At 60.4% G+C, this 13,566-nt stretch carries 12 protein-coding genes; 5 read left to right on the top strand and 7 right to left on the bottom strand.

All coding sequences use genetic code 11. From position 1 onward, the window contains the following. Window positions 1–149 precede the first annotated feature (149 nt). Window positions 150–455, bottom strand: coding sequence for a DUF2288 domain-containing protein (locus tag HCU66_RS05055; RefSeq protein WP_205887440.1), 306 nt, complete (start codon window positions 453–455; stop codon window positions 150–152). Window positions 456–803: 348 nt separating this feature from the next. On the opposite strand from HCU66_RS05055, the gene HCU66_RS05050 reads away from it, so the two are divergent. From HCU66_RS05050 to HCU66_RS05030, 5 genes are all read left to right on the top strand, one after another. Then, entirely contained in the window at window positions 804–1,931 is a 1,128-nt protein-coding gene (locus HCU66_RS05050; protein WP_205887439.1) for a branched-chain amino acid ABC transporter substrate-binding protein, read from the top strand. A 227-nt stretch (window positions 1,932–2,158) separates the two neighbouring features. After that, window positions 2,159–3,082, top strand: coding sequence for a high-affinity branched-chain amino acid ABC transporter permease LivH (livH, locus tag HCU66_RS05045; protein ID WP_205887438.1), 924 nt, complete (start codon window positions 2,159–2,161; stop codon window positions 3,080–3,082). Further along, window positions 3,079–4,335 carry a high-affinity branched-chain amino acid ABC transporter permease LivM gene (locus tag HCU66_RS05040; RefSeq protein ID WP_205887437.1) on the top strand — a complete coding sequence of 419 codons (1,257 nt, stop codon included), beginning with the start codon at window positions 3,079–3,081 and terminating at the stop codon, window positions 4,333–4,335. Before livH ends, HCU66_RS05040 begins: the two co-directional genes overlap by 4 nt. Continuing rightward, window positions 4,332–5,099: a high-affinity branched-chain amino acid ABC transporter ATP-binding protein LivG gene (gene livG / locus HCU66_RS05035; RefSeq protein WP_205887436.1), complete on the top strand. Its 768-nt coding sequence runs from the start codon at window positions 4,332–4,334 to the stop codon at window positions 5,097–5,099. The genes HCU66_RS05040 and livG overlap by 4 nt, the downstream gene beginning before the upstream one ends. Next, window positions 5,100–5,801, top strand: coding sequence for an ABC transporter ATP-binding protein (locus HCU66_RS05030; RefSeq protein ID WP_095054074.1), 702 nt, complete (start codon window positions 5,100–5,102; stop codon window positions 5,799–5,801). 209 nt (window positions 5,802–6,010) lie between these two features. Here HCU66_RS05030 and HCU66_RS05025 read toward each other — a convergent pair whose 3' ends face one another. From HCU66_RS05025 to HCU66_RS05000, 6 genes are all read right to left on the bottom strand, one after another. After that, window positions 6,011–7,066, bottom strand: coding sequence for an ABC transporter ATP-binding protein (locus HCU66_RS05025; protein ID WP_205887435.1), 1,056 nt, complete (start codon window positions 7,064–7,066; stop codon window positions 6,011–6,013). A gap of 15 nt (window positions 7,067–7,081) precedes the next feature. Then, entirely contained in the window at window positions 7,082–7,930 is an 849-nt protein-coding gene (locus HCU66_RS05020; protein WP_205887434.1) for an ABC transporter permease, read from the bottom strand. Continuing rightward, window positions 7,927–8,835 carry an ABC transporter permease gene (locus HCU66_RS05015; protein WP_205887433.1) on the bottom strand — a complete coding sequence of 303 codons (909 nt, stop codon included), beginning with the start codon at window positions 8,833–8,835 and terminating at the stop codon, window positions 7,927–7,929. The genes HCU66_RS05020 and HCU66_RS05015 overlap by 4 nt, the downstream gene beginning before the upstream one ends. A 266-nt stretch (window positions 8,836–9,101) precedes the next feature. Further along, window positions 9,102–10,205, bottom strand: coding sequence for an extracellular solute-binding protein (locus HCU66_RS05010; RefSeq protein ID WP_205887432.1), 1,104 nt, complete (start codon window positions 10,203–10,205; stop codon window positions 9,102–9,104). Between the two features lie 218 nt (window positions 10,206–10,423). Beyond that, window positions 10,424–11,872, bottom strand: coding sequence for an aldehyde dehydrogenase family protein (locus HCU66_RS05005; protein ID WP_205887431.1), 1,449 nt, complete (start codon window positions 11,870–11,872; stop codon window positions 10,424–10,426). Between the two features lie 8 nt (window positions 11,873–11,880). Next, a complete protein-coding gene (locus tag HCU66_RS05000) occupies window positions 11,881–13,518 on the bottom strand; it encodes a 5-guanidino-2-oxopentanoate decarboxylase (RefSeq protein ID WP_205887430.1) in 1,638 nt (545 codons plus the stop codon). Window positions 13,519–13,566 lie beyond the last annotated feature (48 nt).

The following is a 13,566-nucleotide window of genomic DNA, read 5'->3' as shown; positions in this document are numbered from 1 at the left end:
CCGTCGGCTGCTCACTGAACTGTTCCCGTTACGTTTACGTCACCGTTATGCCGGCCATTCTGTGGCCTTTCTCCACGGCAACCTGCCATCACGCTACTCGGCTACACACTTTTGCCCGACAAAGACCAGCACCAAATCAGCGCAAAACTTCAAGCAGGCGCCCTTTCCTGGATCATTATCCATGGCGACACCACCACGGCCCAGAGCTGCGGATCGCGCTCGAAAATGTCCAGCGCCCGCGTCTCAGACAGCTTGGCGACCTTGTCGGCAGCCAGCCAGGCAGCGACTTTCTCGCCTTCATCGGTCGCTACCGCCTCTGCCGCTGCGATCAAATCCAGCCCAGGGTCGACCCACAATAGGGCACCCTTGGCAAAGAACGGCTCCAACTCTTTCCAGGTAATAGATGCGGTTTCACCAAGCAGCTTGGCATAGAGGGTGCTAGGTTCTTGAGTCATGGGGTTCTGTCCGCAAAAGAAATCGACGTGAATGATAACGTCGCGCTTGCGCCAGAAAAACCCGGATGCAATTGAGTCACCGAATGAAAAACCCAGGAAAGCCAGGGAATGCTGCTGCTTCAAGTATTAGCCAGCTAACGTCCCGCCGCGATTCTGTCTTTTTCTTTCAATAAAGCGACACCCTCAGGTTTTGCCCCCTGGCGCCAGCTTCCCAGGCCAACAATCGGCGCTCTACACTGTACCGGTACAGTTGCCGGGGGCTTTTCCGGAGGATATCGACGATATCTGACCGGTTCTGCTGCTACGGCGCCAGGACTATAAAAACTACAACAGCAAGAGTGGAGCACTATGACTAAGGCTACTAAGCAGATTTCCAAACTGTTTGCCGCTATGGTTCTGGCCGGGGTTGCCAGCCATTCGTTCGCCGCCGACACCATCAAGATCGGCATCGCCGGCCCTAAAACCGGCCCGGTCACTCAATACGGCGACATGCAGTTCATCGGCGCCAAGATGGCCATCGAGCAGATCAACGCCAAAGGCGGCGTCGACGGCAAGATGCTCGAAGCCAAGGAATACGACGACGCGTGCGACCCTAAACAAGCCGTGGCCGTCGCCAACAAAGTGGTCAACGATGGTGTGAAATACGTTGTCGGTCACCTCTGCTCCAGCTCCACCCAGCCAGCTTCGGACATCTACGAAGACGAAGGCGTGATCATGATCACCCCGGCTGCCACCAGCCCGGACATCACCACCCGTGGTTACAAAATGGTGTTCCGCACCATCGGTCTGGACAGTGCCCAGGGTCCGGCCGCCGGCAATTACATCGCCGACCACGTCAAGCCGAAAGTCGTTGCCGTGCTGCACGATAAACAGCAATACGGTGAAGGCATCGCCACCTCCGTGAAACAGACCCTTGAGAAGAAAGGCGTCAAGGTTGCCGTGTTCGAAGGCCTCAACGCCGGTGACAAGGATTTCTCCTCGATCATCCAGAAGCTCAAGCAAGCCAACGTCGACTTCGTCTACTACGGCGGCTACCACCCGGAACTGGGCCTGATCCTGCGCCAGTCCCAGGAAAAAGGCCTGAAAGCCAAGTTCATGGGGCCTGAAGGTGTCGGTAACGACTCCATCTCGCAAATTGCCCAGAACGCTTCCGAAGGCCTGTTGGTGACCTTGCCGAAGTCTTTCGACCAGGACCCGGCCAACAAGGCTCTGGTTGACGCGTTCACCGCCAAGAAACAGGACCCGAGCGGTCCGTTCGTGTTCCCGGCCTATTCGGCCGTCCAGGTAATCGCCGAAGGTATCAAGACCGCCAAGAGCGAAGACACCGCCAAGGTGGCTGAAGCTATCCACAAAGGCACCTTCAAGACCCCTACCGGCGACCTGTCGTTCGACGACAAGGGCGACCTGAAAGACTTCAAGTTCGTGGTCTATCAGTGGCATTTCGGTAAACCAAAGACTGAAGTTTCCCCTCAGTAAGATGGCTCCATGAGTAATAAAGCCCACTGCGCGAGCAGTGGGCTTTGTTTTACGAGATTAATGAGCCAGAGTCCCGTGATCCGGGAGCTGGCTTACCTGAAAATCTTAAAACCGTCACCAGCGGTTCGCTGGCAAATGCTCGAGCAAAAGTGGTTATAGACCACACCGCCCGGGCTGGAACATGACTCCACCAGTGAAATGCGTATCAGGTTTTTAGGAGCGTTGTAATGCCTGAGATCTATCACTTCTTCCAACAGCTGGTTAATGGGATGACCATTGGCAGCACCTATGCCTTGATAGCCATTGGCTACACAATGGTTTACGGCATTATTGGAATGATCAACTTCGCCCATGGCGAGGTCTACATGATCGGTTCCTACGTGGCCTTCATCGTCCTTGCCGGACTGGCCATGCTGGGTTTCGATTCACTGCCGCTGTTGATGACCGCCGCTTTCCTGGCGACCATCGTTGTTACCAGTGCCTATGGCTACAGCATCGAACGGATCGCCTACCGCCCTCTGCGGGGCAGTAACCGCCTGATCCCGTTGATCTCGGCCATCGGCATGTCGATCTTCCTGCAGAACTCCGTACTGCTCTCGCAGGATTCCAAGGACAAATCGATTCCCAACCTGATTCCGGGCAGCTTCAGCTTCGGTCCGGGCGGCGCACAGGAAGTGCTGATCTCCTACATGCAGATCCTGGTGTTCGTGGTGACCCTGGTGGTGATGCTCTGCCTCACCCTGTTCATCTCGCGTTCACGTCTGGGACGCGCCTGCCGGGCCTGTGCCGAAGACATCAAGATGGCCAACCTTTTGGGCATCAACACCAACAACATCATCGCCCTGACCTTCGTCATCGGTGCCGCATTGGCTGCCGTAGCGGCTGTACTGCTGAGCATGCAGTACGGCGTGATCAACCCCAACGCCGGTTTCCTGGTGGGCCTCAAAGCCTTTACCGCGGCGGTTCTGGGTGGCATCGGCAGCATTCCGGGCGCCATGCTCGGCGGGCTGGTGCTCGGGGTGGCAGAAGCCTTTGGCGCCGATATCTTCGGTGACCAGTACAAGGACGTCGTGGCTTTCGGTCTGCTTGTTCTGGTGTTGTTGTTCCGGCCAACCGGCCTGCTTGGCCGTCCGGAGGTTGAGAAAGTATGACTAGGAATCTTAAACAGGCGCTGTTCAGCGCCCTGCTGGTATGGGCCGTGGCCTATCCGGTACTCGGTCTGAAACTGTCCATTGCCGGTATCAGCCTCGAAGTGCAAGGTGCCAGCACCTCCACGCTGTTCATCATCGCCACCTGCTCAGTGCTGATGTTCCTGCGCGTGCTGTTCGACCGCGAATATTCGGCGGCCATGCGCTCCGTGCCCAAGGGCAAACTGATCCCGGCCAGCGCGAGCCACTTCCTGACCCTGCCGACCACCCAGCGCTGGATCATCATGGCGTTGATCGTCGTTGCACTGGTCTGGCCGTTCTTCGGTTCACGCGGTGCGGTGGACATCGCCACGCTGATCCTGATCTACGTGCTGCTCGGCCTGGGCCTGAACATCGTGGTCGGCCTGGCCGGCCTGCTCGACCTCGGTTACGTTGGCTTCTACGCCGTGGGCGCCTACAGCTATGCGCTGCTGTCGCACTACTACGGCCTGAGCTTCTGGATTTGCCTGCCAATCGCCGGGTTGATGGCGGCCACCTTCGGCTTCCTGCTCGGTTTCCCGGTGCTGCGTTTGCGCGGTGACTACCTGGCGATCGTGACCCTGGGCTTCGGTGAAATCATCCGTCTGTTCCTGCGCAACCTGACCGATCTCACCGGTGGACCGAACGGCATCAGCAACATCCCCAAGCCGACCCTGTTCGGCCTGAGCTTCGATAGAACGGCCGCCGAAGGCATGCAGACCTTTCACGAGTACTTCGGCCTGACCTACAACCCCGTCAGCAAGGTGGTTTTCCTCTACCTGGTGGCGTTGCTGCTGGCGCTGTTCGCGCTGTTCGTGATCAACCGCCTGCTGCGCATGCCGATCGGTCGTGCCTGGGAAGCCTTGCGCGAAGACGAAATCGCCTGCCGTGCCTTGGGCCTGAACCCGACCGTGATCAAGCTGTCGGCCTTCACCCTGGGTGCCTGCTTCGCCGGTTTCGCCGGTAGTTTCTTCGCCGCGCGTCAAGGGCTGGTCACGCCGGAGTCGTTCACCTTCATCGAGTCGGCCACCATCCTCGCCATCGTGGTGTTGGGCGGCATGGGGTCGCAGTTGGGCGTGGTTCTGGCGGCTGTCGTGATGATCCTGTTGCCCGAGCTGATGCGTGACTTCAGCGAATACCGCATGTTGATGTTCGGCGCCTTGATGGTGCTGATGATGATCTGGCGTCCTCAAGGTCTGCTGCCGATGCAACGCCCCCACATGGAGCTGCGCAAATGAGCCGTGAGATCCTGAAAGTAGATGGCCTGAGCATGCGCTTCGGCGGCCTGTTGGCGGTCAATGGCGTAGCCTTGAGCGTCAAAGAGAAACAAGTGGTATCGATGATCGGCCCCAACGGCGCCGGCAAGACCACCGTGTTCAACTGCCTGACCGGGTTCTACAAACCCACCGCCGGCAGCATCCTGCTCAACGATGAAGCGATCGAAGGCCTGCCCGGCCACAAGATCGCCGGCAAAGGCGTGGTGCGGACGTTCCAGAACGTGCGGCTGTTCAAGGACATGACCGCCGTGGAAAACCTGCTGATCGCCCAGCACCGCCACCTGAACACCAACTTCCTGGCCGGCCTGTTCAAGACCCCGGCGTTCCGCAGAAGCGAACGCGAGGCCATGGAATACGCCGAGTACTGGCTGGAAAAGGTCAACCTCAAGGAGTTCGCCAACCGTCCGGCCGGTACCCTGGCCTACGGTCAGCAACGTCGTCTGGAAATCGCTCGCTGCATGATGACCCGTCCGCGGATCCTCATGCTCGACGAACCGGCCGCCGGCCTCAACCCACGGGAAACCGAAGACCTCAAGGCACTGATCGGCACCCTGCGCGAAGAGCATGATGTGACCGTGCTGCTGATCGAACACGACATGAAACTGGTCATGAGCATTTCCGACCACATCTTCGTGATCAACCAGGGTACCCCCCTGGCCAACGGCACGCCGGAACAGATCCGCGACAATCCTGAAGTGATCAAAGCCTACCTGGGGGAAGCGTAAATGCTGCAATTCGAAAACGTTTCCACCTTCTACGGCAAGATCCAGGCACTGCACAGCGTCAACGTCGAAGTCCGTCAGGGCGAGATCGTGACCCTGATCGGCGCCAACGGTGCCGGCAAGTCGACCCTGCTGATGACCCTCTGCGGTTCGCCGCAAGCCCATAGCGGCAGCATCCGCTACATGGGCGAAGAGCTCGTCGGCCAGGACTCGTCGCACATCATGCGTAAAAGCATCGCCGTGGTTCCGGAAGGTCGTCGGGTGTTTGCCCGCCTGACCGTGGAAGAAAACCTCGCCATGGGCGGGTTCTTCACCGACAAGGGCGACTATCAGGAACAGATGGACAAGGTTCTGGGACTGTTCCCACGCCTCAAAGAACGTTTCGCTCAACGCGGCGGCACCATGTCCGGCGGCGAACAGCAAATGCTCGCCATCGGCCGTGCGCTGATGAGCAAGCCCAAGCTATTGCTGCTCGACGAGCCGTCGCTGGGCCTGGCACCGATCATCATCCAGCAGATCTTCGACATCATCGAACAGCTGCGCAAGGACGGTGTGACGGTGTTTCTGGTAGAGCAGAACGCCAACCAGGCACTGAAAATCGCTGACCGCGCCTACGTGCTGGAAAACGGCCGGGTGGTGATGCAAGGCACCGGTGAAGCCCTGCTGACCGACCCGAAAGTGCGCGAAGCGTACCTTGGCGGTTAAGCCTGTGCGGTAAACAAAAAAACGGCCTGCGAAGGCCGTTTTTTTGTGCCTGCCACAATCCTCATAACACTGAAGATCCCCTGTAGGAGCGAGCTTGCTCGCGAAGGGGCCGTGTCAGTCGACATCAATGTTGAATGTCACACCGCATTCGCGAGCAAGCTCGCTCCTACAGGGGATCTTCAGTGATTGCAAAATTTGTGTACAAGCCGTCAGGCGCTCAACACCCGGCACGCCTCCGCCGGCAAGGTCACCGACACCGGATGGCCAATCCCCAACCCAACCCCCTGACACGGCGTACTCAACGCAGTAAACGACACGCCGGAACACTCAACGGTGGTTTCAATGGTCGCACCGATATCCCGCACAAAGGTCACCTTCCCGAGCAAGCGATTCCCCGCCGTGGCCTGGGGTGGCGACAGTTGCAGGTCTTCGGGGCGAATCAGCATCTTGACCTTCTCCCCCACCGCAATGCTGCTGCAGATCGGCACTTGCAGCGCATCGCCGCCGGGTAAGCCAATCTTGCCGTTGCCCAACGCCGTGGCCGGGAAAATATTCCCCGAACCGATAAAGTCCGCGACGAATTCATTGGCCGGATGCCGATAGATCTCAATCGGCGTGCCCACCTGCTGCACCCGATGTTCACCCAGCACCACCACGATATCGGCCATGGTCATGGCTTCGCGCTGGTCGTGGGTAACCATGATGGTGGTGATGTTCAAACGCTGTTGCAGTTGACGGATTTCCACCTGCATCGACTCGCGCAGCTTGGCGTCCAGTGCCGACAGCGGTTCGTCGAGCAGGAGGATTTTCGGGTGGCTGGCAATCGCCCGGGCAATCGCCACTCGCTGACGCTGACCGCCAGAGAGTTTTGCCACCGGGCGATCAATCATTTCCTGCAGTTGAATCAGCTCAAGCAACTCCACCACCCGCGCCTGCTGGTCAGCCTTGCTGACCCCACGCAGTTTCAGCGGATAGGCAATGTTCTCCCCCACCGTCATGTGCGGGAACAGCGCCAGGGATTGAAACACCATGCCGAAATTGCGCTGATGCGCCGGCGTATGGCCGATGTCTTCACCGTCCAGGCGAATCTCGCCGCCGGTCAGGGTTTCGAGCCCGGCGATCATTCGCAGCAAGGTGGTTTTACCGCAGCCCGACGGGCCGAGGAAACACACCAGTTTGCCCTCGGGCAAATGCAGGTTTACATCCTTGACCGCGCAGGCCGAGCCGTAATGTTTCTCGACGTTTTCCAGAATCAGACCAGTCATGTTGCACCTCAAGAATCAGAACGAAACGCCACCTTCACCGACCAGCTTCTCCAGCGCCCAGATCAGGACGAAGTCGATCAGCACGATCAGCACGGCGAACGAGAAAACGGTAGGGTCGAGCGATGACACGGTGCGGCTGTACATCCAGATCGGCACGGTCATGACGTCGATGGTGTAAAGGAAATAGGTCACGGTGAATTCATTGAACGAGACGATGAACGCCAGCAGCATGCCCGCCAGAATCCCCGACTTCATCAACGGCACCACCACATCGACAATCGCCCGCAGCGGTGAAGCACCGAGCATTTGCGCGGCTTCTTCGACTTCGCTGCCGATGGAGAGCATCGCCGCGGTGCAGTTTTTCACCACGAACGGCAGCGCCAGAATCACGTGGGCAATCACCAGCCGCGAGGTGGTCATCTGGAACGGCAGGCTGTCGAACACCAGCAGCAAGGCCAGGCCCAATACCACCATCGGGAACACCAAAGGCAAAGACATCAGCTGCAGCGCCACGGCCTTGCCACGGAACTCGCAACGGGTCAGCGCATAAGCGGCCGGCACCGCGATAATCGTGGCGAAAATCATGGTCAGGCAGGCCACCATCAGGCTGGTGCTCATGGCTTTACCGAGACTCAGCACATCGCTTGAATCGGGCGACACAAAGGTGTTCCAGGCAGCCTCGTACCATTGCAGGCTGTAGCTGCTCGGCGGGAAGTCGAGGTTCGACGCGCCGCTGAACGACATGACGATCATGGTCAGGATCGGCAACACCGCCAGCAGCAGAATGAAGCCCGAGAGGATGCCGGCGAACTTGCCGGTATCGCCCGGCAACAGCGACTGGCGCTTCTTGATCATAGAGCTCATTGCGAAGCCTCCAGCATGCGTCGACGACGGCCAGTGATGTATTCGGACAAGGTCATGATGGCGAGCGTGGTGACGATCAGCACCACACCGGCAGCGGACGCGGCGGGCCAGTTCATCAGCGGGGCGATCTGGTCATGGACCATCACCGCCAGCATCGGCACGCGCCGACCGCCAAGCAGCAAAGGCACCACGAAGCTGCTGGCGTTGTAGGCGAACACCAGCGTCGCGCCGGTGATGATCCCCGGCAAACTCATGGGCAACACCACCTGACGGAACACCTGCAAGCGACTGGCGCCAAGGGTGGCGGCGGCCTCTTCGTAAGTGCGGGCGACACCGCGCATGGCGCTGGCAATCGGCAGCACGGCCAGCGGGAACGCGGTTTGCACCAGGCCCATCAGTACGCCGTTCTGGTTGTACAGCAGCATGATCGGCCGCTTGATCAGGCCCAGGCCCATCAACGCCTGATTGAGCATCCCGCCGGGGCCGAGAATCACCAGCCAGCCATAGCTTTGCAGCAGCAGGTTGACCAGCAATGGCAGCAGCACCGCCGCAAGGAAAATCCGCCGCACAAACGGTGAGGTCAGCCGCGACATGGTGTAGGCCACCGGGATCGCCAGCAGCACCGCGATCACCGCGCTGATCAGCGCCAGGCGCAAGGTCAGCAGCAAGGATTTGAGGTAATAGGGTTCCAGCAATTGGGCGTAACTGGCCAGGCTGAAGCCGGACCACTCCGCGCCTTTGGTGCCGACGCTCATGCGCAGCACCAGGAGGCTCGCGGCAATCAGTACGCCGAGAAACAGCATCGACGGCGAGAGGAAAAACCACGCACGCGCCGTCGGTGAGACACCCCGATCGGCGCGCGCCGGCGCGGCGCTTAGCGGATGGGTCAGAGGTTGGTGTTCCATAGCAAGGGTCTCGTCAATGGAAAGCAGCTGGCAAACACAGCCCTCAAAACCGCCGTGACTCCTGTGGGAGCGGGCTTTGTGGCGAGGGGGCTTGCCCCCGTTCGACTGCGAAGCAGTCGTAAACCATCTCATGCGGTACACCTGATGCACCGCGATGATAGGATTTAGGGCCGCTTCGCGCCCCAACGGGGGCAAGCCCCCTCGCCACAAAAACCCGCTCCCACATTTGATTTGCGGTGCTCTCAGGGCTTGTGTTCGCCACTCGATCAGGAAGAAAAGATTTCCGTGTAACGACGAATCCATTGGTCATGCACGCTGGCCAGGAAGGCGTTGTCGTGCATGATCGCCTTCTCGGCAATCTGCTCCGGCGTGAGGATGTACGGGCTCTTGCGGGCTTCGGCGGAGATGATCGCCTTGGCGTTGACCGGGCCGTTGTAGATGTCTTCGGCCATCTTGCCCTGCACCAGCGGGTCCAGAGAGTGGTTGATGAAGGCGTAGGCAAGATCGGTGTCGCCCGGACGATTTTTCGGCATCACCGACAGCATCAGATCGGTGTAGAAACCTTCCTTCATGCCGAACGTGGCCCCCAGACCGTAGGCCGGGTCGCGGATCTGTTTCGGGAAAAACGCCGGTGCGTACAAGCCGCCCATGTCCAGGGAACCAGTGCGGAACAGCTCGGCGATCTGGTTCGGGTTTTCGCCCAAGGTCACCACGCGGCTCTTGAGTTCGGCGAGTTTCTTGAAGCCCGGCTCGATGTTGTGTTCGTCACCACCGGCCAGTTTGGCGGCGATGATGATCAGGTCCATGGCCTCGGTCCAGTTCGGCGGCGGCAGGAAAATGTTTGGCGACAGCTCCGCATCCCACAGGGCGGCGTAGCTGTCCGGCACCTCTTTGATGGTGCGAGTGCTGTAGACCAGGCTGTTGCACCACAGCAAGTAACCGATGCCGTGACCGTTGGCGCCGGTGCGGTATTTCTCCGGTACATCCACCAGGTTGGGGATGCGGTTGAGGTCGGGTTTTTCCAGCAGGTTGGCGGCGGCCAGGCCTTCGGCGCCGACGCCGGCCAGGGTGATGATGTCGTATTGCGGACGATCACCACCGGCCTTGAGTTTGGCGACCATTTCCGAGGTACTGCCGGTGCGGTCAGCGATGACCTTGCAGCCGTATTTATCTTCGAAGGTCGCCGCGATGTTGCGCAGTGCCGCCAGGCCAGTGTCATCGGACCAGGTCAGCAGGCGCAGGGTCTTGCCTTGAAAGCGGGTGTCGCTGGCGTTGGCTTTGATGAACGGCATGCTCATGGCTGCCGCGGCAACCGAAGCCACGCCCACGGTTTTGATGAATTGACGTCTGTTCAGATCGTGCTCGCCCATGAAGGACTCCCTTTGTTTTTTTAAGTATGAGGTTGGTCGCAACCGTTGCATCCGCGCGGCCAGATCGGCTTGAAGTCCCCGGTTTCAAAGGACTTGAGGCGCACCGGCGGGTTCATCCTGAGGTCGTGCAAAACACCTGACTATCGATAAAAACTCATTGAAGCCATGACATAAATGCATGCCTCCTTTCGAGGCATGCGCTCACCTTTTTCGTGCTGTCAGACGGCCCGAATCACATGTTTGATTTCCTGGAACGCCTGCAAACCCCACGGCCCCAATTCGCGGCCGATGCTGCTCTGTTTGTAGCCACCCCAGGCGGTCTGCGGGAAGATCACTTGCGGCGCGTTGATCCACACAAGCCCCGCCTGCAAAGCGTTGGCGACCCGATCGGCGGCCTCGCTGTCGCGCGTGACCACACTGGCGACCAGACCAAACTGACTGTCGTTGGCCAGGGCAATCGCCTCGGCTTCGGAGGTGAAACTGCGTACACAGATCACCGGGCCGAAAATCTCTTCGCACCACAACGCACTGTCGAGGGGCGCGTCGATGAAAAGGGTCGGCTGCAAAAAATAACCGCGGGTCAGGTCCGCCGGACGATGGCCGCCGCAGATCAGCTTCGCGCCAGCGCTCAAACCGCGATCGATGTGACCCAGCACCCGCTGGTATTGCGCCTGATTGACCAGCGCGCCCATTTCCACGCTCGGGTCGAACGGGTCGGCCACGCGAATGGCTTCGGCGCGGGCCTTCAAGCGCGCGACAAATTTATCCGCCAGCTCATCGGCGACCAGCACGCGGCTGGTGGCGGAACACATCTGCCCGGCGTTGAAAAAACCACCGCCACACGCCACTTCCACGGCCAGCTCTACGTCTGCATCTTTGAGCACCAGCAGCGAGGATTTGCCGCCCAGTTCCAGGCTCACGCCTTTCACGGTTTCCGCCGCCCGCTGCATCACCTGCACGCCCACCGCATTGCTGCCGGTGAAGGAAATCTTGGCAATGCGCGGATCAGCCGATAGCGGCGCGCCGACCGCCAGCCCAGTGCCGCACACCAGGTTGAACACACCGTTCGGCAGGCCCGCTTCGGCAATGATGGTCGCCAGTTCCAGCTCCGGCAGCGGCGTCACTTCCGACGGTTTGAGTACCACGCAGCAACCGGCGGCCAGGGCCGGGGCGAGTTTCCAGGCGGTGGTGACCATCGGGAAATTCCACGGCACGATCAGCCCCACCACACCGCACGGTTCGCGGCGCAAACGGGCGCTGAAATCGTCGGTTGGCAGATCCACTTTGCTGTCTTGCCTGGCATCGAGGCCTTCGGCCAGACCGGCGTAATACTCGAAGGTGGCGATCACGTCGTCGACGTCGATGGCCGCTTCGAACAGCGGTTTGCCGTTGTTGCTCGACTGCAACTTCATCAACTGTTCGCGCCCGGCCTGCACGCCTGCGGCGATTGTGCGAAGAATCGCCCCGCGCTCGGCGCCGGTGGTTTTCGACCATTGCTTGAACGCGTGGGTCGCCGCCGTGACGGCCTGATCGACAGCGTGTGCATCGCCGCCGTTAACGGTGGTCAGCAGCGCTTCGGTCGCCGGGTTGATCACGCGCAGATGTTCGTTGCCGGCGGACCATTGGCCGTCGATGAACAGGCCATCGAGGGTCGTTGAGAAAGGCATAGGAAAACTCATTGCGACACCGCCTTCATCCACGAAGTCTGGTCGATTTCAATCAGGGTCGGGCCCTGGCGATCAGTAGCCAGGCGCAGCGCATCACGCAATTCGTCAACACTACTGACCGCCTCGGCCGCGCACCCCAGGGCCTTGGCCACACCGATGAAGTCCGGGCTGTAGATGTCCACGCCCACCGGTTCGATGTCGCGGTTGACCATGTATTTCTTGATCTCTTCGTAGCCCTGGTTATTCCACAGCAGGACGATCACCGGGGTGCGTGCTTCAACCGCACTGGCCAGTTCCGGCAGGGTGAATTGCAGGCCGCCATCGCCGATCAGGCACACCACCGGAGGGCGTACGCCGCCCTCGACGCGGCCACCGAGCCAGGCGCCAATCGCCGCCGGCAAGGCGTAACCGAGGGTGCCGTAACCGGTGGACGAGTTAAACCAGCGACGCGGACGCTCCGGGTTGAAGGTCAGGTTGCCGGTGTACACCGGTTGGGTCGAGTCGCCGACGAATACCGCGTTCGGCAATTCGTGCAGCACGATCTCCAGGAAGCGGGTCTGGGCCAGGGTCGGGGCATCCCAGGTCGCGGCCAGCTCTTCTCGCAAGCGAGCGGCACGCACCTGGCCCCAATCGTTGCGACGCTCGGCCAGCGACTGGTGGGACAGCGCGCTCAGCAGGGCCTGGGCGGCATTGCGCGAGTCGGCCACCAACGCCACCTTCGGCGGGTAATTACGCACGGTCTGGTCTGGGTCGATGTCCACGCGCAGCAGCACGCCAGGGATTTCGAAGCCGCCGGCGAAGGTCACGTCGTAATCGGTTTCGGCCAGTTCGGTGCCGATGGCCAGCACCACGTCGGCCTCGGCCACCAGCGCACGGGTGGCCACCAGGCTTTGGGTCGAACCGATCAGCAGCGGGTGGCTGGATTCGAGCATGCCTTTGGCATTGATGGTCAGGGCTACCGGCGCATCCAGCAGCTCGGCCAGTTCAGTCAGCTCGGCCGCGGCATCGATGGCGCCGCCACCGGCAAGAATCAATGGGCGCTTGGCATCGGCCAGCAGCTCGGTCATGCGGCTGATCGCGCTGGGTGAAGCACCGGCACGGTCGATGTTCACCGGCACGCTGGCGAGCAAGTCATCGGCCTCTTCGACCAGCACGTCCAACGGAATTTCGATATGCACCGGACGCGGACGCCCGGCCTGGAACAGCGCGAAGGCACGCGCCAACACGCCCGGTAATTCCGCCGCCGACATCAGGGTATGGGAGAACGCCGCCACGCCACCGACCAATGCGCCCTGGTTCGGCAGCTCATGCAGCTTGCCGCGCCCGCCGCCCAATTGGCTGCGCGATTGCACACTGGAAATCACTAGCATCGGGATCGAGTCGGCGTAGGCCTGGCCCATGGCGGTGGTGATGTTGGTCATGCCGGGGCCGGTGATGATGAAGCACACGCCCGGTTTGCCGCTGGTGCGGGCATAACCGTCGGCCATGAAACCGGCGCCCTGTTCGTGACGTGGAGTGACGTGGTTGATGCTCGAACGGGCCAGCCCGCGATACAGCTCCACGGTGTGCACCCCGGGAATGCCGAACACCTGCTCGACCCCGTAATCTTCGAGTAACTTGACCAATACTTCGCCGCACGTCGCCATGTGTTTTGCCCTTTTTGTTCGTTTGAGACGCCGGGCCTGCGCAGTGTT

Source organism: Pseudomonas frederiksbergensis, from assembly GCF_017114915.1.
Taxonomy (GTDB): domain Bacteria; phylum Pseudomonadota; class Gammaproteobacteria; order Pseudomonadales; family Pseudomonadaceae; genus Aquipseudomonas; species Aquipseudomonas frederiksbergensis_I.
This window is presented reverse-complemented; position numbering and strand designations above follow the sequence as displayed.

Coding starts and splice junctions, on each gene's coding strand:
- HCU66_RS05000 (WP_205887430.1), bottom strand. CDS start 13,518: ATGGCGACGTGCGGCGAAGTATTGGTCAAGTTACTCGAAGATTACGGG.
- HCU66_RS05030 (WP_095054074.1), top strand. CDS start 5,100: ATGCTGCAATTCGAAAACGTTTCCACCTTCTACGGCAAGATCCAGGCA.
- HCU66_RS05005 (WP_205887431.1), bottom strand. CDS start 11,872: ATGCCTTTCTCAACGACCCTCGATGGCCTGTTCATCGACGGCCAATGG.
- HCU66_RS05020 (WP_205887434.1), bottom strand. CDS start 7,930: ATGAGCTCTATGATCAAGAAGCGCCAGTCGCTGTTGCCGGGCGATACC.
- HCU66_RS05050 (WP_205887439.1), top strand. CDS start 804: ATGACTAAGGCTACTAAGCAGATTTCCAAACTGTTTGCCGCTATGGTT.
- HCU66_RS05015 (WP_205887433.1), bottom strand. CDS start 8,835: ATGGAACACCAACCTCTGACCCATCCGCTAAGCGCCGCGCCGGCGCGC.
- HCU66_RS05055 (WP_205887440.1), bottom strand. CDS start 455: ATGACTCAAGAACCTAGCACCCTCTATGCCAAGCTGCTTGGTGAAACC.
- livH (WP_205887438.1), top strand. CDS start 2,159: ATGCCTGAGATCTATCACTTCTTCCAACAGCTGGTTAATGGGATGACC.
- HCU66_RS05025 (WP_205887435.1), bottom strand. CDS start 7,066: ATGACTGGTCTGATTCTGGAAAACGTCGAGAAACATTACGGCTCGGCC.
- livG (WP_205887436.1), top strand. CDS start 4,332: ATGAGCCGTGAGATCCTGAAAGTAGATGGCCTGAGCATGCGCTTCGGC.
- HCU66_RS05040 (WP_205887437.1), top strand. CDS start 3,079: ATGACTAGGAATCTTAAACAGGCGCTGTTCAGCGCCCTGCTGGTATGG.
- HCU66_RS05010 (WP_205887432.1), bottom strand. CDS start 10,205: ATGGGCGAGCACGATCTGAACAGACGTCAATTCATCAAAACCGTGGGC.